The 19,965-nt window shown below is 67.0% G+C and carries 22 protein-coding genes and 1 tRNA gene; 7 read left to right on the top strand and 16 right to left on the bottom strand.

Features of this window, described 5'->3' with window-relative positions:
• The first annotated feature begins 30 nt into the window (after nt 1-30).
• Together ACIP2X_RS22030 and ACIP2X_RS22025 are read left to right on the top strand one after the other, a co-directional pair.
• Nucleotides 31-825, top strand: a complete 795-nt coding sequence (locus ACIP2X_RS22030; protein WP_401675616.1) for a Pr6Pr family membrane protein — start codon at nt 31-33, stop codon at nt 823-825.
• 32 nt (nt 826-857) lie between these two features.
• Nucleotides 858-931, top strand: a tRNA-Pro gene (locus ACIP2X_RS22025).
• A gap of 83 nt (nt 932-1,014) precedes the next feature.
• Here ACIP2X_RS22025 and xerC read toward each other — a convergent pair.
• From xerC to ACIP2X_RS21955, 14 genes are all read right to left on the bottom strand, one after another.
• Nucleotides 1,015-2,220: a tyrosine recombinase XerC gene (xerC, locus tag ACIP2X_RS22020; RefSeq protein WP_401675614.1), complete on the bottom strand. Its 1,206-nt coding sequence runs from the start codon at nt 2,218-2,220 to the stop codon at nt 1,015-1,017.
• A gap of 74 nt (nt 2,221-2,294) precedes the next feature.
• The gene (locus ACIP2X_RS22015) at nt 2,295-2,504 is read right to left on the bottom strand and encodes a helix-turn-helix domain-containing protein (RefSeq protein WP_392383331.1); all 210 of its coding nucleotides are present in this window, start codon (nt 2,502-2,504) and stop codon (nt 2,295-2,297) included.
• 217 nt (nt 2,505-2,721) lie between these two features.
• A complete protein-coding gene (locus ACIP2X_RS22010; protein ID WP_359566544.1) occupies nt 2,722-3,897 on the bottom strand; it encodes a DUF3631 domain-containing protein in 1,176 nt (391 codons plus the stop codon).
• Nucleotides 3,894-4,040 (bottom strand): hypothetical protein, encoded by a 147-nt coding sequence (locus ACIP2X_RS22005; protein ID WP_393602647.1) that lies wholly within the window; start codon nt 4,038-4,040, stop codon nt 3,894-3,896. Before ACIP2X_RS22005 ends, ACIP2X_RS22010 begins: the two co-directional genes overlap by 4 nt.
• A 206-nt stretch (nt 4,041-4,246) precedes the next feature.
• Nucleotides 4,247-5,137 carry a bifunctional DNA primase/polymerase gene (locus ACIP2X_RS22000; protein ID WP_401675611.1) on the bottom strand — a complete coding sequence of 297 codons (891 nt, stop codon included), beginning with the start codon at nt 5,135-5,137 and terminating at the stop codon, nt 4,247-4,249.
• The gene (locus ACIP2X_RS21995; RefSeq protein WP_401675609.1) at nt 5,134-5,763 is read right to left on the bottom strand and encodes a methyltransferase domain-containing protein; all 630 of its coding nucleotides are present in this window, start codon (nt 5,761-5,763) and stop codon (nt 5,134-5,136) included. The genes ACIP2X_RS22000 and ACIP2X_RS21995 overlap by 4 nt, the downstream gene beginning before the upstream one ends.
• On the bottom strand, nt 5,760-6,425 hold the full coding sequence (locus tag ACIP2X_RS21990) for an SAM-dependent methyltransferase (RefSeq protein WP_401675836.1): 666 nt from the start codon (nt 6,423-6,425) through the stop codon (nt 5,760-5,762). Before ACIP2X_RS21990 ends, ACIP2X_RS21995 begins: the two co-directional genes overlap by 4 nt.
• Nucleotides 6,426-6,563: 138 nt before the next feature.
• Nucleotides 6,564-7,025: a hypothetical protein gene (locus tag ACIP2X_RS21985; RefSeq protein WP_401675607.1), complete on the bottom strand. Its 462-nt coding sequence runs from the start codon at nt 7,023-7,025 to the stop codon at nt 6,564-6,566.
• Nucleotides 7,026-7,037: 12 nt separating this feature from the next.
• Entirely contained in the window at nt 7,038-7,232 is a 195-nt protein-coding gene (locus ACIP2X_RS21980; protein WP_401675605.1) for a hypothetical protein, read from the bottom strand.
• A gap of 14 nt (nt 7,233-7,246) precedes the next feature.
• Entirely contained in the window at nt 7,247-7,504 is a 258-nt protein-coding gene (locus ACIP2X_RS21975; RefSeq protein WP_401675603.1) for a hypothetical protein, read from the bottom strand.
• A 141-nt stretch (nt 7,505-7,645) separates the two neighbouring features.
• Nucleotides 7,646-9,871, bottom strand: coding sequence for a cell division protein FtsK (locus ACIP2X_RS21970; protein ID WP_401675601.1), 2,226 nt, complete (start codon nt 9,869-9,871; stop codon nt 7,646-7,648).
• 90 nt (nt 9,872-9,961) lie between these two features.
• The gene (locus tag ACIP2X_RS21965; protein WP_401675599.1) at nt 9,962-10,333 is read right to left on the bottom strand and encodes an RRQRL motif-containing zinc-binding protein; all 372 of its coding nucleotides are present in this window, start codon (nt 10,331-10,333) and stop codon (nt 9,962-9,964) included.
• On the bottom strand, nt 10,333-11,328 hold the full coding sequence (locus ACIP2X_RS21960; protein WP_401675597.1) for a DUF2637 domain-containing protein: 996 nt from the start codon (nt 11,326-11,328) through the stop codon (nt 10,333-10,335). Before ACIP2X_RS21960 ends, ACIP2X_RS21965 begins: the two co-directional genes overlap by 1 nt.
• Nucleotides 11,325-11,615 (bottom strand): hypothetical protein, encoded by a 291-nt coding sequence (locus tag ACIP2X_RS21955; RefSeq protein ID WP_401675594.1) that lies wholly within the window; start codon nt 11,613-11,615, stop codon nt 11,325-11,327. The genes ACIP2X_RS21960 and ACIP2X_RS21955 overlap by 4 nt, the downstream gene beginning before the upstream one ends.
• 467 nt (nt 11,616-12,082) lie before the next feature.
• Here ACIP2X_RS21955 and ACIP2X_RS21950 point away from each other — a divergent pair, with 467 nt between their 5' ends.
• The gene (locus ACIP2X_RS21950) at nt 12,083-12,463 is read left to right on the top strand and encodes a GntR family transcriptional regulator (protein ID WP_318811233.1); all 381 of its coding nucleotides are present in this window, start codon (nt 12,083-12,085) and stop codon (nt 12,461-12,463) included.
• Between the two features lie 158 nt (nt 12,464-12,621).
• The gene (locus ACIP2X_RS21945) at nt 12,622-13,869 is read left to right on the top strand and encodes an XRE family transcriptional regulator (RefSeq protein ID WP_401675592.1); all 1,248 of its coding nucleotides are present in this window, start codon (nt 12,622-12,624) and stop codon (nt 13,867-13,869) included.
• A 75-nt stretch (nt 13,870-13,944) separates the two neighbouring features.
• On the opposite strand, the gene ACIP2X_RS21940 is transcribed toward ACIP2X_RS21945, so the two are convergent.
• On the bottom strand, nt 13,945-15,006 hold the full coding sequence (locus ACIP2X_RS21940; RefSeq protein WP_401675590.1) for a DNA cytosine methyltransferase: 1,062 nt from the start codon (nt 15,004-15,006) through the stop codon (nt 13,945-13,947).
• A gap of 151 nt (nt 15,007-15,157) precedes the next feature.
• Here ACIP2X_RS21940 and ACIP2X_RS21935 point away from each other — a divergent pair, with 151 nt between their 5' ends.
• The 3 genes from ACIP2X_RS21935 to ACIP2X_RS21925 all read left to right on the top strand — a co-directional run bounded on the left by ACIP2X_RS21935 (nt 15,158) and on the right by ACIP2X_RS21925 (nt 19,040).
• Nucleotides 15,158-17,260 (top strand): ATP-binding protein, encoded by a 2,103-nt coding sequence (locus ACIP2X_RS21935; RefSeq protein ID WP_401675588.1) that lies wholly within the window; start codon nt 15,158-15,160, stop codon nt 17,258-17,260.
• Between the two features lie 26 nt (nt 17,261-17,286).
• On the top strand, nt 17,287-17,817 hold the full coding sequence (locus ACIP2X_RS21930) for a very short patch repair endonuclease (protein WP_401675586.1): 531 nt from the start codon (nt 17,287-17,289) through the stop codon (nt 17,815-17,817).
• 326 nt (nt 17,818-18,143) lie between these two features.
• A complete protein-coding gene (locus ACIP2X_RS21925) occupies nt 18,144-19,040 on the top strand; it encodes a phosphorothioated DNA-binding restriction endonuclease (RefSeq protein ID WP_401675584.1) in 897 nt (298 codons plus the stop codon).
• Between the two features lie 67 nt (nt 19,041-19,107).
• Here the strand turns inward: ACIP2X_RS21925 and ACIP2X_RS21920 are convergent, their stop codons facing one another.
• Nucleotides 19,108-19,956, bottom strand: coding sequence for a hypothetical protein (locus ACIP2X_RS21920; RefSeq protein WP_401675581.1), 849 nt, complete (start codon nt 19,954-19,956; stop codon nt 19,108-19,110).
• Between the last annotated feature and the right edge of the window lie 9 nt (nt 19,957-19,965).

Genomic DNA, 19,965 nt, shown 5'->3' with positions numbered 1-19,965 from the left:
CCATTTGCCCCACATGTCTAGCGTGAGGGCATGACCGCCCCGATACCCAGGGACATCCCGGACCTCCCCGCGATCCCCGGCATCCCCGCGCTGCTGCCCTCGCCGGTCCCCGCCACCGCGGTGGTACCCCCCGTACGCCGCCCCCTGATCGCCGTCTTCCGCCTCCTCACCGCGCTGACGGCGTTGGCGGCGGTCACGATCTTCCTGGTCCTCGGCAGCCCGGTGCGCGCGCTGAGCCATTTCACGGTCCAGAGCAGCATCCTGCTGGCCCTGGTCCTCGCGGCCTCGGCCCGCCGGGCATGGACGGCGCGCCGCCCACTGCGTTCCTCACTCACGGGCGCGGCGCTCCTCTACGTGGTGGTCGCGGCCCTGGTCCACCATCTCCTCCTGCCGCACGCCGCGCCCACCTACACGATGGCCGGCACGACGACAGCGGGGACGACACCGGCACTCCTCCAGACGATCGCCGATCACGCCCTCCACACGGCGGTCCCGATCGCGGCGGTCCTGGACTGGCTGCTCCTCACGCCCTCCGGCCGCCTGCACCTCCGCCAGGCCAGCGGCTGGCTGCTGTACCCCATGGCCTACCTGGCCTTCACCTTCTTCCGGGGCGAGTACCTGCTCCCCGGCACGCCGGGCCGCTACCTCTACCCGTTCCTCGACGTCGACCACCACGGATACAAGAGCGTCCTCGGCAACGCCCTGCTCCTGGGCCTGGCCATCTACGCCCTGGCCGTCCTCCTGGTCGCCCTGGACCACGCCCGCCCGAACCCGGTCCGCCACCACGGCAAAACCGGATTTCGTCTCCAGCCACCAGTGGGCTAAAGTAAACGTCGTCGCCGCGACAGCAGCGACATCGGGGTGTAGCGCAGCTTGGCAGCGCGCTTCGTTCGGGACGAAGAGGTCGTGGGTTCAAATCCCGCCACCCCGACGCTGGTCAGAGGGCCAATCGCATGATCGCGATTGGCCCTTTGTCGTGCTCGGGGGGCCAAACAGGGGGCCAAACGAATTTGATCAGGCCACCGCGTTGCCCTCTTCCTCGCCCTCCGTGTCCTCCCCTTCCTGATCTTCGGCGAAGATGTCATCCATTGCTTCGGCACCCTGCGTGATCACGGGCCGGAGCTGCTTGCGGTAGACCGCCTCTGTGGTCGCCTGACTGCTGTGACCGACCAAGAGCGCGATCCGTTCCAGGGGAATCCCGTGGTCTGAGAGCAGGGACACGAAGCTGTGCCGGAGCTCCCGGGGCGTCCACTCAGGCTTCAGTCCGGCCTTCTTCACGATGGCCTTGAAGTCTCGCCGAACGTTGGCCGCGTCAAGCGGCTCGCCGCTCCGAGTCGTAAAGACGCGGCCCGTCGGACTCCACTCCTTCCCCTTCGATGCCCGCTCCTGCTTCTGCCATCGCATGTGCTCTTCGAGGACGTCGACCACCTGCCTCGGCAGAGCGATGGTCCGGCGGCTCTTCCGGGTCTTGGTCTCGCCGTGCTTGCGCACCGAACGCCACACCGCGACGTGAGGCGGGATGCCGTCCGTCGTCTCAAGGAAGACGTGATCCCAGGTGAGGGGCCGCGCCTCTTCCGTGCGCACACCGCTGAGGAGCGAGAGCACGAGGTAGGCGTACAGCCGAGACGGACGCGCGGCAGTGAGCACGGCTTTCGCCTGCTCCAAGTTCAGTGCCTTGCTCGGCCGGCCGGGGCGCCCCTCCGGTGCGGTGACGAGTAGGGCGACGTTCCGCGCGGCCTTGTCCCTGCGCTGAGCGTGCGCGATGGAGCGGCGCAGGATAGCGAGCAGGTCACGCAGGCTTCGCGTCGCGAGGAATTCGGCCCTGTCGTCCAACCAGTCGTCGACGTCGTCCGCGCTGAGTTCCTTCAGCTTGGCCTTGCCGATGAATGGGATCAGGTGCTTGTTCGACATCGAGCGGTTCTTGCCGATGGTGCCCTTCTCGTCACGCCCCTTGAGCCCGCGCTCCAACCAGTCGTTCACCGCGTCGGCCACGGTGTAGTTGGCCGGAGCCTTGACTCCGGTCTGAATCTCCTTCTTCAAGTCCCGGATCTTCTGGCGTACTTCGGTCTTCGTCTTGCCGTACACCTTCGGTCGACGACGCTTGCCGTTCGGGCCGTGTCCCAAGGAGACGGCCCCCACGAAACTCTTCTTGGCCGGGTCCCAGTAGATGGTGTCCGCACCATGGCCAGCCCTTTGGGCGCGCTTCGGGGTGTCAGTCATGCTCTGTCGTGCCTCCATAGGACAGGGCCGCGCCCTGAAGGACGCGGCCCTGTGGAACTCGGGTGGTGGGAAGTTCAGGCGGTGGCTTCTGCCTCGCGCTTGAGGAGTTCGACGTACCGCTCGATGTACTCCGGCGGCACGAGACGGCGACGGCCGATGCGGACGGTCTTGAGTCGTCCGAGGCGTATCTCCTCGTAGACCATCGAGCGTCCGATCCTGAGAGCCTTGGCCGCCTCTTCGGGTCGGTAGAGGAGCTGTTCGGCAGGTTCAGCAACGGTGGCCATGCGGCGGTGCCTCCTCGGCAGGGTTCCGGGGGCGGTGGCCCCCTTCCTGTCAGGTCCGCTACTTCCGCTACCTCCGCTACCGCCCTGGTCAGGGGCGTGATCCAGGTAGCGGATAGGGGTAGCGGTAGCGGATGGAGCCGCTACCGGCCCCGGGTTCGTGGCCGCGGGGCGGGTAGCGGATGGGGAGTTGCGGTAGCGGATGCGGAGCGGCTTGCCGCTACCCGGAAACCGCCTCTGAGCTGCCCGGTAGCGGAGGTAGCGGAAGTAGCGCACTTTCCGCGGGGGGTGGGCAGTAGCGCTGCCACGCGTCGTGAAGGTCGCTCGCGTAGTAGCCCTTCATGACGCTGCCTCCGGCCTTGATGTTGCGGGCCGCGATGGGGGTGTTGTCCGCGGTCATGTACTCCCGCAGCATCCGAGAAAGCCCGCGGGCATCGAGCGGCTTGCCGCTCATGTCCGCCCACGGTGCCTCTTCGAGGCTGTGCAGCCTGTCGAGGATGGCGACGGTGGGCAGGCGGTCGATGCCGTTGAACACGTAGTCGCGCAGGTCCGTGAGCAGGCGGATACCGATGCTGCCCTTATCGCTGGTCTTGGCCGCGTTCACCAGCTCGATGCATGCGGTGCGGGCCCGCTCCGGCCACGCGCCGCCCGCGGCATCCGCGATGGCGAGCAGGGGCTCCCACACGTCCGCGGGCCGGTCGCTGATTCCCTCCGGCAGCGCCGGGAACACTCCGTCGACCAGGTGGCGAACGGATTGTGCCCATGCGGCGAGCCGGTCGCGCAGCGCGTGTCCTTCCTTCTCGTGGATGCGCTGACGGAACGGCTCGACACGCTCGTTGGGAGCGCGACGGCGCATGCGGACGATGACCGAGCGGGTCAGGATCGTGTCCGGCAGCGAGCCGAGACCGGCGACCGCGACCCCGCAGAACGACGGGAACTCCTGCACCTGCTGATTGGAGCCGTCGCCGACACACCGCCACATAACGCCGGAGCGGCGGTGCCCAGCGTTCAGGAACCCCCGAAGCTGTTCGTTCTCTCCGGCCTTGGGACCGAAGACGGTGTCAATCTCGTCGAAGAGAATGGTGGGCCGTCCCTCCATCCCGGACACGGCCCGGAAGAGCGCGGACGCGGAAGCGTTGACCGCGACCATCGGTTGCGGCACCAGGGTTTCCACGATCTCCAGCGCACGGGACTTGCCCGAGCCCGGCTCTGGCGACAGGAACGCGAGCCGCGGTGTGGAGTCGAAGCAGTCGAGCAGGTGCGCGTGTGCGTCCCACAGCGTCACGGCAACGTACGCGGCTTCGAGAGGGAAGATGTTGAAGCGTCGGTGGAAGGCTTCCACCTCGTCGAGCAGTGCGGAGCCGTCCATGGCGGGTGCCGGCGGGTTGGCGCTCATGCCGCCTGCCTCCCTTCCTGGTTGGTGCGGAGCGGGCATACGTCGCGGTGGGCGGTGTGGTCTTCGATCAGGGCGAGCACCTTCGTGTGGCCGACGGCGCTGCGGTCCCGGCCGCACAGGCACTTCGAGGTGGCGGTAGGCACGGCGCCGCGCGGTGCGCAGATGCACAGCCACGCAATCGGGTACCGGCCGTCGCCCCGGTGCGGGTCAGGACGAAGACCAGTTCGGACGCCCTTGCGGGCGGCGCCTTTCGGCTCGCCCACGGCCGCACCGGGCACGGCTTGTGCGGCGGCGCCCGGACCGGGCGGGGTGGGTGGAAGGCTCTTCAGTGCGGGGCGGGGCGGGGTGCTCATGCCGCCCTCCCCTTACCGTTGCGGGCAACCGACCAGTTCAGACCGCTGCGAATGGTCGCTTCACACGACCGCGGTGACAGACCGGTCTGCTCCCCCGCCCACTGAAGAGCCTCCTCGACCTGCCCCCTGGGAAGGTCGCCCCACGCGATGAACCGCCCCAGGGCTCGCGCCGCCCGCAGCAACGTGGCGTTGCGCTCGCCCTCCGGGGCCTGCCTTACAGACGCGGTTTCCGCGTTCAAGCCCGCTGCGGCGTAGCTGGACGCCCGTACGGACGACGGTGCAGCCGTTAGTGCCCGCGAAGCCTGACGAACCGTCAGGCGGGCGTACAGCCATTCCGGCAATGGTGCGGGCGGCATGTCGTTGACGACCGCGTAGACGCCCGTGGGGGTGATGCTGCCGGGGGCGACGACGTAGCCACCCCACGCGCGGGTGTCGATGCGCTTGCCGAGCCGTCCGGCCGTGTTGCCGAGCCGGGCACCAGGCGGGGCGGTGAAGTACAGGTGGACCCCACCGCTCGCGGTCCGCACCGTGCGGGTGGTAGGCACGGTCTGCCCGGCGCGCTCGCAGAGCGCCGTGAAGGTCGTCACGCCGTTAGGCGTGTCCGTGCTGCTCTTGCGCTTGGGCATGTCGAGGTCGACGACGACCAGCCCGGACGGGCCGGTCGCGATGCCGACGTTGAACGGCAAGTCGCCCCACGCGCGGCGGACGCGGTCCGGGTCGATGGTGGCGCGCTCTTCCCACTTGCGGTGACCGCCGGCGCAGTCCCCGATGCCGGGGCAGACGTCCTCACCGTGCAGGGCCGGACGCTTGTCGCCAGGACGCAGCGGGAGGACGGCCCACCCGCGCTCCGCGGCGTCCAGTGCGGCGAACAGGAGGTGACGGTTCATGCTGCGGCCATCCCTTCCAGGGCGAGGAACTGAGTGGCGATCCACTGCGAGTAGGCCGGGGGTACGGCCTTGTGGGCTTCGAGGTTGGTCATCCAGGTGCAGCCCATCGCGTCCGCGTACGCGCGCTCGCCCTTGTGCTCGAAGGCGAGCAGGTCTTTGCGGTGCCAGCACGGCGGGACCAAGTCCCCACCCCCGCCCCACGACGTCTCGAACGCGCGGTGGCGGCGGACACTGAGGCCGAACTGAGTACCGCACAGCAGGTAGTCCGGCCGGAGCGGCGCCTCGGGGACGTTCTCGATGACCCACGGCAGTCCGGACGCGTGAAGTCGTTCGCGGCCGGGTGTCAGGAGGTCGGGGTGGTTGTTCCGGCTCCCCCGCCACGCGGTCACCTTGGCGAAGTGCTCGCAGGGCCAAGAGGCGTGGACCAGGTCGAAGCCGTCCAGGGAGAAGGTGAGGGCGTCGGCCTGGTGGAAGGTGAAGGGGTAGTTCGGCTGCGGGCGGATGTCGACACCGACGACGTCGAACCCGGCGAGGTAGTAGCCCATGGACAGGCCCCCGGCGCCGCAACACAGATCCAGCACCCGCAGCCCGTTGGGCCGCCGCAGCGGCAGCACGCGCGCGGTCATGCGGCCACCGCCTCAGCGGTCAGGCTGGCGAGCGCGTGGGTGCCGAGCCACTGCGTGTAGGCCGGGGGTACGCACTCACGGATGCCGTCGCGGTTCATCCACGGCACATCCATCACGCGGCGGGCGTGGTCGACGCCGGAGAAGTTGCCGACGAACTGCCCGAATTGACCGGGCGGGATGGGGCGGCCCATCTTCGCCTGCGGCACCAGGTGCGCGGGGTGCGCGTGCTCAGGAAGGGTGAAGCCGCCGGTCTCGAAGTACCGGTGCCGGTACGTCTCCAGCCCGAACATCGTCCCGCACAGCATCACCGGGCCGTGCAGCTTCGGCAGGGCGCCGCGGACGTTCTCGATCACCCACGGGCGGCCGGTGGACTCCAGCGCGGCGCGGGTGGGTCCGATCAGGTCCGGGTGAGCGTTGCCGCGGATGCGCTGGCACTCGCTGTCGTGCTGGCACGGCGGGGAGGCGTGGATGAAGTCGAATTCCGCACCATGCTCGCTGATGAACGCCACCGCTTCGGCCTGGATGAAGGTGAAGGGGTAACGGGACTGCGGGGCGATGTCGACGCCCACGACGTCGAAGCCGGCCAGGCGGTAGCCCATGCCGGCGCCACCCTGGCAGCAGAAGGTGTCAAGCACGCGCGGCCGACGTCGGCCGCCCCTCATCTGGGTGGCATGGGCCGGATGGCCCTCGCCGAATGCACGACGTTGGGTCATGCTGGAGGTCTCCTTGTTCTGTTGGAGGGACAGGAGAACCGGGGCGGGCGCAGGCTTGTGGTGAGACGGCGCCCGCCTCGGGCGTAGCTAGCCGTGGAAGTGATTGCGCTTGAAGACGGCCTTGCGGATGTTGACCGTGGTCCCGCTGCCGTGGCCGCTCGCGCTGAAGACCTGTACGGCGACCCAGCCGCCGAAGAAGACGGCGGCGAGGGTGATGAGCTGAGTGATGAGCGCGGTCAGAGCGGTGATGAACGCGGTCAGCAGGAACAGTCCGCCGCAGACGGCACCGAACCCGATGCCCCCGAGGGCGATGTTCACCGCCGCGCGGGAGACGGGCGGCTTGGCCGCGACGGGTTCAGGCTTGGCGGGTTCGAGGGCGTAGCCGGTGACGACGCGACCGTCCGGCAGGACGACACTCGTCACCGACGGGATGGCGCCCGGCTGTACCGGTACGACCGGCGCCGACGGCACCGGGGCGAGCGGAGTGGGCCGGTGGACTTCCACGGCCGCTTCACGACGGCCGGGTACGAGGTTGGCGTGCTCGTGCACAGCGAGCCTCCTTCAGTTCCCGAGGGCGGACAGGGCGTCGGCGGACGCCTGCACGACATCGTGGATGGGCTCGTACGCGCCGGTCCCGGCGGCGAAGAACCCGAACAGGAACAGGACGATGGCCGCACCGCCTCCGGCGGACTTGGTCTTGACGGCGAGGGCGGACGCGGCGCCGAACAGCAGCACGGCGGAGATGTTCAGGATCATCGGGAGCCTTCCGGTCAGGGGGTGTCGGTGCCCGCGCGGTAGATGCGGGCCCAGCGGTTGTAGAGCCAGCGGCCGACGCGTATGCGCTTGCCGGTGGCCTTGCAGCGGCGGCAGTCCTTGCCGCGCTTCATGCGGCCCTTGCGGTCGGTCTTCATCGCGAAGCCCCAGCCGGAGCACTTGCGGCAGTTGCCGAACGGCGAGGCAGCACACACAGCGACATAACACAGCGTTACACCCAGGATCAGGGTGATAGCGAGCAGGACAGGGGTCATGACGGGCCCTTCCAGGCGGGTTTCAGGGGTTTCCGCAGGTGGGCCGCTATCCGCTAGCGGCCTGATCAGAGGCAGTTTGGGGCGCTAGCGGGGCCGCTAACGTTAGCGGGGGCTGCCGCTAGCGCTAGCGGCCCCGGACACTCAGCCCGCGTCCCGCTTTCCGTCACGCTCCGCAATCGCGGCGACGATGTGGGAGCGGTCAATACCGCGCCGGTTGACGACCTTGCCCTTGACGCGGCGGCCCACCTGGATGGTGGACACACCGTGCGGCTTGAGCGCGGCGGCGAGCCCTTCGGGGTCCCAGCCGTCGTAGACCTCTTCGCGCAGCTCTGCGAGCCGGGCAACGACGGTTTCGGACCACACCTTGGGCTCATCGGCCGGCACAACGGCGAGGATGTCGCGCAGCAGGTCATACGCGCTGGTGACCGGCTCGGGTGCCTCCCCGAGCGCGTGCCCGGACAGGGTGCCCGCTTCCTCGCGCAGGCGGCGAGCGCGGGCTCCGACGTCTTCGGCGGCACGGCCGTCGATGTAGATGGCGCGCACGATCCGGGCGTCCGAGCCTTCACCGACGAAGTAGTGAATGCCCTTGTCACCCCAGGCGAACATGGTCGCCCGCACGCCCCGCTTGTAGGCGGACGTGCCAAGCACCATGTCGTTTTCGAGCTGGCCCATGACCTTCAGGCACCAACGGGCCGACGCGTTCGCGCTGATGCCCGTGGGTAGCGCCTTGGCGTCCGGGCGCTGCGTGGCGAGCAGCAGCACTATGCCGGTGGCCGGACCGCGCTTGACCAGGTCGGTTGCGATCTCCTCGAACTCCTTGGCGTGCTCGGGGTGCTCGAACAGCACCTGGCACTCATCCACTCCGATCACGATCGGGTGCAGACCCAGGGAGCGCTTGTCAGCGAGAGTGCTGGTCACCTTCGACTCCGGGCAGACATCCCGCGGAAGCGAGCGGATCACCTTGGTGCGGCGTCGCAGTTCCTCGCGCAGTGCCCGGAAGTCGTTCAGGCAGTACTCGATGGACTCGTCGTCGTCACCCGCGGCGTGGCGGTGGGAGACGGCGTCGCCGACCGGGTCCAAGTCGCCCGTGCCCTTCATGTCGTAGGTGTGCAGCTCCGCCCGCGGGTCCAGCGCGGCGATGAGCAGCAGCAACCTGAGCAGGAAGGTCTTACCCATGCGCGGGATGGCGCCGATGACGCCCGCGATGTACATCAGCGTCGCTTCGACCCAGCGTCCGCGCTGGTCGGTGCCGTAGGCGACCGGCTTGAACAGGTCGACCGAACCCGACTTGAGCAACGGCCACTTGGGCTGCTTGGCGCGGGACATGTCCTGATCCCCCACCCACAGCACGAGGTGACCGGTGTGCTCATCCGGTACCGCCTCGGGCCACACACACCCGAGAGGGCGGCGCAGGCCGGAGGCCAGCCGGTCGCGACGCTCGATGACGTCGGTCACCGTGACGCCGTACGGGAGATTGCCCTCCGCTCGCCATCCGGGGCCATCACGGGTGATCGGGGCAGTGAACTCGAACCCGTCGCGCCCCTTGGCCTGCGCCTGGTTGATGGCGGGGATGCCCAGAGCACCCAGCGCCCGCAGCACGATGTCACTGGTGAGCTTGACCGCCTTGGGCAGTTCCACCGCGCGGTGGATGACCGGGGCATCCGCGCGGCGTCCGGCGAACCCGAGCGCCATCACGACCGCGCTCACGGACACCGCCTGAAGCCAGTCGGGGGCGAGCACGTAGATGGCGAGCGCGGAGCCGAGCCCGACGAACATGGCGAGCACGGCCACGAGGGTGCGCAGTCGGACCCGTCCATCGCGCTGACGCGACAGCTTCAGGTACTCCGCAGCGTCCTCACGACGGACCGCAGCGAGTCGGACCGGTTCGCCCTCACGGTCGGCCACCCACCGCATCGTGCCGCCCACGAATCGGGCGGCGCCGGTCGGGGCTTGCAGGGCGAGGCGGGCGGCGTAGACCGGGGCACGCAGCGCGTGATACCCGGCAGCGTGGGCGTAGTGGCGAGCCACCCACGCCGTGGCGGTCCGCAGCTCCGCCACCGACCGCAGCCACACGGGAACGACCGCACGGCGCTGTGCCCCGAGCAGCCGACCGAGGTAGCCCGGACCGGTGGCCGTCGGGGTCGGCAGGTCGACCATCACGCGCGCGGTCGGGTCGCCCGACTCAGCACCCGACCGCGCGGTCTCGGAGTCGGCCGACGGGTCAGAGTCGGGTCGGGCGGTCGGGTCGGCCGACTCCGATCGGGCCGACCGCGCCTTGTCGAGGTCGACTACCTCGCCCCCGGAGTCGGCGCTCATCTCCGCTTCGAGTCGGTTGAACAGCTCGTTGTGGTCGTCAGGGTGCTTCACTGACAGTCCCTTCCAATGGGAGGAAAGGCGGGGTTCGGCCGTCGCTGTAGGAGGTGGGCGGACGGACCCCGCCGGATCGTGACGTGCAGGTCAGGCGGCGCGCTGTTCCTCGGGGTAGGCGCAGGGCACGCACATGCCGAGCGACGTGGGGATGACGTATCCGGCGTCCTGTCGGCACGCGGGGCACGTGCGGCGGGCACGGTTCGCCTTGGCGAGCGCGGCCCACTTGCCCGGCGTCATCGGCCGGACGGGCTTGGCGCGGTCGACGTGGTAGAGATAGGCGACCAGCGGGCCGCGCCGGTAGCGCGGGCGCATGATCTGCGCCGCGATGGACTGCCCACCGGGCCGTAAGCCGCGCGCCCGTAACTGCCGCTTGGTGGCGAGCCCGTCGGGCGCACAGCGCCACGGATAGGTGGGCAGTCCGTGCCTCGCGCCAGTCGGGTCGAAGCACTTGGCGAACATCAGGCGGCCTCAGCCGTCGTGCCGTCGCTCTCCGCGTCGTCCACGGAGTGCAGCGGACGACCGTCGGCGCGCTCCGCCTTCAACTGTTCCCGCAGCTTGCGGGCGTTGGCCTGCGAGACATGCAGCGTGGTGCGCAGACGGTCTGCGGTCAGCTCCGCCTCGGTCCACTCTGCGGTGACCGTGCGCGCCTCGGTCAGCGCCTCCTCGAAGGTGCGCTGTGTCTTGGCCTTGCCCTTGACGGGTGTCTGGCGGCGCGGGCGCGACTTGGAGTCGACCGGTGCCGGCGGATTGTCCGCCGGGGGCGGTACGGGCGCCTCCTGCTCGGCAGCGGGGGCCAGGTCGCCCATGCGCAGCATCACGCGCTCGCGCCGCGGGGTCTTCGAGCGCCACTTGCGGCCGTAGCGCTCGCGCAGGTCCGCGCGGGCCAACTGCCGTTCCTTCTCTCGTGCCAGCGCTTCGGAGTAGGAGGTGACCTCCCACAGCGTCATGCGGCGCCACAGCGCGAAGGTGGAGGGGAAGGCGAGCAGCCAGCGGGAGAACCGGATCTTCTCCATGCGCCGACCAGTGGCCGCGCCGATCCGCACGGCGTAGATGTGCGCGCCGATCTCGGAGAACACCACCCACAGCAGCGGCATCGTGCCGTGGGCGACTTTGGCCCACATGCCCTGTCCGGCGGCGATGTTCAGCCCGCAGGTGATCAGGGTGAGCACCCACGGCACGAATCGCACCCACGCGAGCGCCATGTCCATCCGGATCAACAGCAGGTTGGCGACGGTGAACACCGGGATGGCCACGTCGATCCCAACCGGCAGCATCCACGGAACGTGGAAGCCCCATCGGGCAGCAGCGGCCGACACGGCGTCAAAGGAAGAGATCAGACCGAGCGCGCCGACGCCGGCCGCGGCGAGCGCGCCAACTCCGGCGAGCCCCATCTCCGGCTTCGTCAGCGGCGGCACCCCGGACGCAGGCGCCTCGGGAGCGGGGTTGGTCGTCATGCCGCTACCCCCTTACGTGCCGCGCGGCGGCGCCGGGCGGGGCGGGCCAGGGGGATGACGTCGACCAGGTCCGGGTTCTCCTCGATGACCTGCGCGGCGATGCGAATCAGGTCGTCGGGAAGGTCGGGGTTGTCGGCGAGAATGTCGCGCGCCGCGTCCTCGCGGGCCGCGCGCTCTTCGTCCGTCTCGCCCTCGACCCCGAGCCACAGCTCAACCGGGGTGCCGAGCGCCAGCTCCGCGAAGTCCTCCGCAGAGATGGCCTGTTGGCGGCCGATGTACGTACGCATGACAGCTCCTGAAATGGGAGGGACATGGAGCCGGCGAGCCGCAGGCGTGTTGGTGAGACGGCGGCTGCTCCGGAAGAACCCGAACCGCAGTGCGGCAAGGGAAAATGCCCCGACCGGGAGTCGAACCCGGCCTACGACCATCGGGGCGGCAGTACATGTCTCCTTCATCGCGACCGCGCTCCCGTGTCAGGTAGAGCTGTCCGGCCTCGAAGTAGGCGTATGGAGACGTGACCTTTCGGTCTAAGCCCTCCGGTTAATGACAAGGCGCCGGGTCGCCTCCCCCCGTCCGATGCGGGGCTCCTGATCGTGCGGTCTTGCAGGTCAAGCACTTGCAGACACAGCCGGCCAAGCCCTTTCGGGCTCGTCGTACTGATGCGTGACAGCATGTACTAGCACGTACCACTGCGCAAGAGGGTCGCGGAGATTCGTGCTAGGTCGTACTAGGGGTGGGTACGCTCGATGGCGTGATGAGCGCTGAAATCTCGAAAGACGACCCCAGACCGGAGTCCGAGCAGGCGGCCGACATCCTGCGGCAAGAGATCCTGCGTGGCGACATCAAGCCAGGGGCCCACGTGGGCTCCGTGCGAGACTTGGCTACGCGCTTCAAGATCTCGGGAATGACAGTGCAGCGCGCCCTTACGATCCTCCGCGAGGACGGGCTCATCCTGACCACGTCGCGCGGCAGCTACGCCCGGGACCCGGAGCAGGCCACCGAAGCCAGCGAAGCTGACGCGGGTGTCGACCTTCCCGAAGTCCTGCGTCAGCTCGAACATCTCACCTCCCAAGTCTCGGAACTCCGCGGCAGGCTCGAAGCGCTCGAAAGCCGCTCCGTGCCGGGTGGTGCGTGATCTGCAACCAGCATGCAGCGAACGGGAGTTGAGAGATAAGTGACAGCCAGGGGACGGAAGATCGGAGTAGGGGACATGTCCGGTGACACCCGCCTGTCACCTTCCCTGTCCCCCCGGCTCACGCGCGAGACTCGGAGCAGGCACTCGGAGGAGGGCGCATGACCGACGACAGGCCCGCATGGGCGCGGCGCATCGCGGCTGAACGAATGGCGCGCGACTGGTCGCAACGTGACGCAGTCAGGGCTCTGCGGGCGCACGCTCCCACGGAGCTGCCCGCGGAAGAGAGCATGATTCGCCAGTGGAAGCGCTGGGAGTCCGGCCAGACACCGAACGACTTCTATCAACCGATCATCGCGGCCCTCTTCGGCACGGTGACGCGCGCGCTCTTCCCGGCACCTGCGCGACGGGACGGAGACAAGGAGATCCTGGCAGCATCCGGCATGGAGACGCTGGAGATCGTGAGTCGTCTCAACCGGTCCGACGTCGACAACGCCACGCTCGACGCCTTGCGGATCACGACGGACCGGCTCGCTTCGGAGTACCCATTCATGCCGAGTGAGCAGCTTCTTATCGAGGGCCGGCAGTGGCTTCGCCGAGTCGTTGAACTTCACACGAAGAGCCTCACGCTCGCGCAGCACCGGGAAGTGCTCGCGCTATCTGGCTGGCTCGCACTACTGGTCGGCTGTGTCGAGTACGACACAGGCGACCGCCACGCTGCCGAGTCGACGCGCCGCGCCGCTCTCTCCCTCGCAACTGAAGCAGACACCGCAGAGGTGGCCGGGTGGGCGCACGAGATGCGGGCATGGTTTGCGCTCACTACCGGCGACTACCGCGGCGTCATCGCGGCCGCGCAGGCCGGAGCGGATACCGCGCAGCACCACGGTGTGGCAGTACAGCTTGCCGCACAGGAAGCCAAAGCGTGGGCACGGCTCGGGGACCGCCGACAGGTTGAGGTAGCCCTCGACAAGGGACGGCGGATACTCGAAGGGATGCCGTACCCGGAGAACCTTGACAACCACTTCGTCGTGGACCCGGCCAAATTCGACTTCTACGCGATGGACTGCTACCGCCTGGTCGGCGAGGACAAGCTTGCTCGCACGCTCGCCGAAGAGGTGCTGAGGGCGGGAACAGACTTCGACGGAACCGAGCGCTCACCAATGCGCAACGCGGAAGCGCGGGTCACCCTTGGGGTTACGGCAGCGCGTGAGGGCGACCTGGAGCAGGCACTCATCATGGGGGAGCGGGCGCTCGAAGGAGACCGCCAGTCGGTTCCATCCCTCATCATGACTAGCCGCGAACTTGCTGCCGAGATGAAGCGCCGTTACAGCTCAGAGCCTGCGGCACAGAACTACCTAAACCGACTGCATTCCCTCGGACAAGAGAAGCCCGGATTCCTGCCACAGTAGCCTGATCAGGAGTAACGCCCCAGACCCGCCCGCAAATAAGTGAAGCTTACTCTCATGCCGTCACAAACGCCGACTTCAAGCACCCTCGGTCGGCTTATCCTGTCCGCCGAGCAGAGATGAAACGATCAACCCCAAACCCTTCGCCATACGCACTGGAACCGCGTTACCGATCTGCCGTTCGATGGACCCATAGTCGCCAACGAACGTGTAGGCGAGTGGGAAAGTTTGAAATACCGCAGCCTCTCTCAAAGTGAGACCGCGGTCTTCCTCTGGATGAACAAAGGTGCCACACGCAGGAGTGGTACAGCGCGTCGTCATCGTGGGAGCCGGCTCCGCTAGCTTCACGCGTCCATAAGACGCGGCTGCGGATCGGCGAGACTTCATATTCTTGTGGCAATCAAGCTGATGCTCCGGAGGCAGATCAAACCTGTTACCGTTTATCGGAATTGCCTTTATCCTCGCCAGAACGGCGGGATTGCTCTGACGATGCACATCAAGCGGATCATCACTTCGCTTATATCGTTCAAGATGCCGAAGCGCACTTCCCGCATTTCGGCGAGATCTATCAAACTTCGAGGGAAGCAACGAAAGCAAGTCATCGGGAAATTCGGTAGCAGGAACAGACTTCGAGAGGCCAACCAAGATATACCGTTTCCGACGCTGAGGGACGCCGAATTCTTCAGCGTTCATCCTTACACCATGGAAGCGGTATCCGATATCCTCCAAGCTCTTGACCAGCTCGACCAAACGCCTGTCTTTCTGAAGTCCTGGAACGTTCTCCAACAAGAGGGCTTTGGGCTTCATTTCGACGACGAAGCGTCGCACATCCAGGACCAGGTTATTCCTCTCCTCATCGACCTCCCCCTTAGCGAGCGTGGAGAAGCCCTGACAGGGAGGGCACGCTTTCAGCAGGTCCAGCTCCCCCACCTTCAAGCCGAGGTCGAGCCTAAGTTTCCGCGGGTCCACCAACCGCACGTCCTGTTCCAGCAACAGGACACGACGATGGTTGCGGCGGTACGAACGGGCGGCGTCACGATCGTTCTCGACGGCGGCAAGCACACGGAACCCGGCATCCCTGAGCCCCTGCGTCGCTCCCCCGGCCCCGGCGAAGAGGTCTACGGCGCTAAGTCTCGACATGGCGTGATCGTACCTGTCGGCGACACGACTGGTCGTCAACTAGTAGCGAGAAGTTACTAGATGCTTCAAACTGCCCCTAGAAGCGTCAGGACAGATGTCGCGTAGCCACGGAGCGCCAGGCGGCAGCAGACGCGTCGACAGGGGGCGGAACGTGACAGGGCAGGCAGACGAGGGCAACTTGCACAACGACGATCCTGATGCACTGTTCCCAGTGTCGGCATCTGACACCGGGACGTCCGCAGACAGCACGGCGCCAGACAACGAGCATCTGGACCCGTACATCATGCGTATCAGCCGGCTAACGGTCGATAAGCTCGGAATAAAGATGTACGACCGAGTGTCGGCAGTCCTCGCGGAGCTGATCGCAAACGCGTACGATGCCGACGCAGAATCCGTCACTGTGACTTTGCCATGGGGCACGTTTCTTGCAGCCCGACCCGGCGACCCTCAAATCACGGGCTACGAGGTGACGATTACCGACAACGGTCACGGCATGACGCCGGAAGAGGTAAATCGTCACTATCTCACCGTCGGCTCTGACCGTCGCCAGCGCTTCAACAAGGATCGCTCACGCGACAAGGATCGCCCCGTGATGGGGAGGAAAGGGATTGGGAAACTCGCACCATTCGGCATTTGCAATACAGTCGAGGTGCTTACGGCAGGCGGCGAGCCAACCGAAAACGGCTACAGGGTTGCTCATCTGATCCTATCCCTGCCGGATATCCTCGCAGATACGAATGATGCATACTTCCCCACTCCAGGGGATCAGAACGGCACCTGGTCCGACAGCAGTGGAACTACGATAAAGCTGCGCGACTTCCAGCGGAAGCGAGTTCCTAGCGGCGAAGAGCTGGATCGGCAGCTCTCCGCCCGGTTTGGATTGTCCAGGGAGGACTGGAACGTTCGGATCGTGAACAGTCACCCTGAATCTGCTCACGAGTCCTTCTCTCTGGGCGAGCTGAACATCGACATCCTTGAGGGAACGAAGGTCGATATCAGCGATCGTGCCGTAGTGACCGAATCTGGCGCGATGCTCCCTGTCAAGGGATGGCTAGCCTATTCTCGCCGCCCTTACAAGGATCCGGCAATGGCAGGCGTCCGCATCTACGCTCGCGGCAAGATTGTTGCTCAAACGCGAGACTTCGGTATCCACTCTGGCTTCACTGGAGAATTCAAGATCCGGTCGTATCTTGTCGGCGAGATCCACGCCGAATGGCTGGATGACCATGAAGATCTGATTCGTTCGGACAGGCAAGACATCATATGGAGCTCCGAGCTCGGTGAGGCACTGAGCCGTTGGGGCCAGAAGGCGATTAAGGAATTGGCCGCCCGGGGGGAAACGGCAGTGTCACGCGAGGCATGGCAGGAGTTCAAAGAGGTCTCCCGCCTCCCCGAGCGCCTTGAAGAGGCTGCACCCGGTGATGGCAAGTTCCAGACATCTGTCACTGAGGCCGCTCGGCTTTTGGTCGTCAACAAGGATCGCGAATCTTTGTCCGACCCGGATCATGTCGAAAGGATCGTTCGCCTCGCGTGGTCGATCGGGCCTCACAAGACCCTATTGGATGCGCTACATGGGGTCGCCGAGACGACGGACAACACGTTTGACGCTGTAGTGGGACTCTTCGATAAAGCCCGCGTGGCGGAGATGTACTCACTAGGGCAAGTGGCCGCCGAACGGGTCGCCGTAGTGCAACGGCTCCAAGAGTTCACTTCTGACGGAGACACGCACGAAGCTCGCCTGCAGAAACTAATCGAGCAGGCACCCTGGCTTTTGGCGCCTGAATGGACTCCGCTCGGCATGAATGAGACGCTCCAACGCGTCCGAGAGAGTTTTGGTGCGTGGTACAAGAAGAAGTACGGTGAGGAGATTGTCACTACGGCAATCAACCGTGCAAACAAGCGCCCGGACTTCGTCCTGCTCCACGAGGCCGGGACGCTGTGGATCGTCGAGATCAAACGCATGGACTACCATCTGACCGATACCGAATATGAGCGAGCCTTCAACTATCTAGTCGACCTTGAAGAGTTCCTTGAGAAGAACCCCACCATCGGAGCCGAGTTTAGGTACTGTCGACTGACGTTTGTCGTTGACCACGTGGACAAGCTGAAGCGGACCAATCTGTCTTCGATGGACAATGACGTGCGCATCGACCGTCGCGGGTGGCATGAAATATTGAACGATACGCAGCGCGCGCACAAAGACTTCCTTGAACGGGTAGAAGACATGAAAGCCCGCGGGGAGTCATACGAGTAGCGGGACCGGCCGGTGACAGTCGTAGCGTGGGCTGTTGCTGGCCGGCGCCTCCTCAAGCACTCGGTCATGGACTACGGTCACCTTCTGTGGCATCGCGCGAACAATCTTGGGCTTCTAGCAGTGGCGCCCGTGCCCGCATGCAGGCCAACCGGAGCAGGGACACGTTGCCTGAGCTAGCACTGCGACGAGCTGTACATGCTCTAGGACTGCGGTACCGAGTTGCGGCTCGGCCTCTGCCTGATGTGAGGAGAACGGCCGATCTCGTTTTCACCCGAGCCAAGGTGGCTGTGTTCCTGGATGGCTGCTTCTGGCATGGGTGTCCGGCTCATCACACGGCAGCCAAGGCCAATAGCGCCTTCTGGGCGGACAAGGTGGCTCGCAACATAGCCCGGGATGCGGACAGCAACCGACGTCTGCAAGAGGCAGGGTGGGTTGTGATCCGCGTGTGGGAGCACGAGGACCCACAGTCTGCCGCCGAGACAGTTAGGGCTGTGGTTGAGGCGCGTCGGCCGCGCCCCGGGGGCCAAACAGGGGGCCAAACGGGGCAGGCTCACTGAGACCGTCCTGGACGGTAATGGACCGTACTGGAAGGGAACGAGCAGGTCAGCAGCCTTGCACCTCAGGTCAAGAGACGCCTGATCGCGTTCGGGACGAAGAGGTCGTGGGTTCAAATCCCGCCACCCCGACAGTGAAACACCAGGTCAGGGCCTGATCCACTTGATGGATCGGGTCCTGATGTGTTTCCGCCGGGTACGAAGGCCGGGACATCGACTCCAAGCGATGCCGACATCGGCGAGTGCCTGCCCGAGCCGGGTCTTGCCGAAGCCCTTCGAGGAACCCGTGGACGCCGACGCAGACCGCGGCGCGGCTACGATCGCCCGTCATGGACTGGCTGGAGCGGGCGGCGAAACTGAGGCAGTGGACCAGAAGTGGGACCCGCGCGCCGCACAAGCCGTTGCTCTTGTTGTACGCCCTCGGCCGGTTCCAGCAGGATGCCGCCGGCGAGCTGCGGTACAGCGCGGTGGAGGAGGATCTGCAGCGGCTGCTGACCGAGTACGGTCCGCCGAACCGGACGACTCCGGCCTACCCGTTCCACCACCTGGTGAGCGACGGCGTGTGGGAGGTCCGCACCGACCGTGGACCGGGCAGTCCCGGCAGCGGGGTAGGGGAGTTGCGGGCCGCGGGGGCCGCTGGACGGCTGGCGCCGGAGCTGCGGGCGGCGCTGCGGCGTGAGCCGGAGCTACTTGGCCGGATGGCACGGGTCCTGCTCGACCTGCACTTCCCCCCTTCGCTCCACGGCGACCTGTGCGAATCCGTCGGCCTGGAGCTGGAACCGGCGGAGTCCGGACGGCTCGCGGCCGCCGTGCGGAGGCAGCGGGATCCGCGGATGCGGGAGCGGGTCCTGACGGCCTACGAGTACCGGTGCGCCTTCTGCGGCTACGACGGCAGGATCGGCGCGATGCCGGTCGGGCTGGAGGCCGCGCACGTGCGCTGGTGGGCGTTCGACGGACCGGACGACGTCGACAACGGACTGTGCCTGTGCTCCCTGCACCACAAGCTCTTCGACAAGGGCGTGCTCGGTGTCGGCGAGGGCCACCGCATCCTGGTCTCCCAACGTTTCGTCGGCCACAGCCCTGCCGCCCGCGAACACGTCATCGCGCTCGCCGGTCGGCCACTTGTCGGACCTCAACCGGGCGCCCACCCCGTCGCCGCCATCCACCGCAACTGGCACACCAACCAGGTCTTCCACGGCAGCCCACGCCCCGTCACAACCGCCTGACCCGGAACCCGCCGTGCACGCCGACTCCTGGGCCGGACGTCGGCGGCGTCCAGTCGCTCGCCGTCGCTCAGCCGCTCAGGATGCCGGTGAACTGGGTGACGGGGACCGTGTCCGCGGACTGGGGAACCGTTACGTGGACCGGCTCACCGATGTTTGAGAGGGTCATGGTCACGGTCACTCGCGCACCGGACATGATCGCCTCCATGCGGGTCTGCACCAGCCGCCCCCGGCCGTCGACCCAGGCGTCGGCGAAGACCGGGAGGTCGGCGCCCAGGGTGTCGCGGGTCCAATCCATCTTCTCGCGCACGTCCGGGGCCATGCGCAGGGTGACCGTCCGGTGGTCGAGGACACCGCGGTAGCGCACCGCACGCACGCCGCCGACCTTCTCCTCGCCCTCCCGGGAGACGGTGCGCAGGGCGGCGATCTGCCGCAGGACGTGCTCGGGGTCGTTGAGCGGGGCCCGCAGCAGGTAGTGGGCCTCCGCCTCGTCCCGGGGCATGACGCCCCAGGCATCCTCGTCGATCCCCTGGACGCCGCTGACGTAGATCTTGTCGCCCGCGAAGACCTGGTCGCTGTGGTCGATGGCGCCGCCGGGGAGGTCGACCGCCAAGTGGCCCTTGTCCGCGGCGAAGTCGAAGTCGCCGGTGACGGTGAGGCCGTACACCTTGCCCTCACCCTCCAGTTCGATCTCCTGGCGGAATCCGGCGCTGTCCTCGCGGAGCCCCGCGACGGCCGCCCGCACGGCGGAGCCAGGGTCGGACGAGGGGTTGGACGACGGGGCGGAAGACGGGGATGACGACGACGCGGTCACGGGCTTGTCGGGGCTATCGGGTTTGTCGGAGTGGTCGCTGTCGGCCGTGGAGCAGGCGGCGCACAGCAGTACGGCGGCAGCGGTGAGCATGAGAGGACGGCGCATGGGATTCTC

The organism is Streptomyces sp. NPDC089424, from assembly GCF_044749345.1.
Taxonomy (GTDB): Bacteria; Actinomycetota; Actinomycetes; order Streptomycetales; family Streptomycetaceae; genus Streptomyces.
This window is presented reverse-complemented; position numbering and strand designations above follow the sequence as displayed.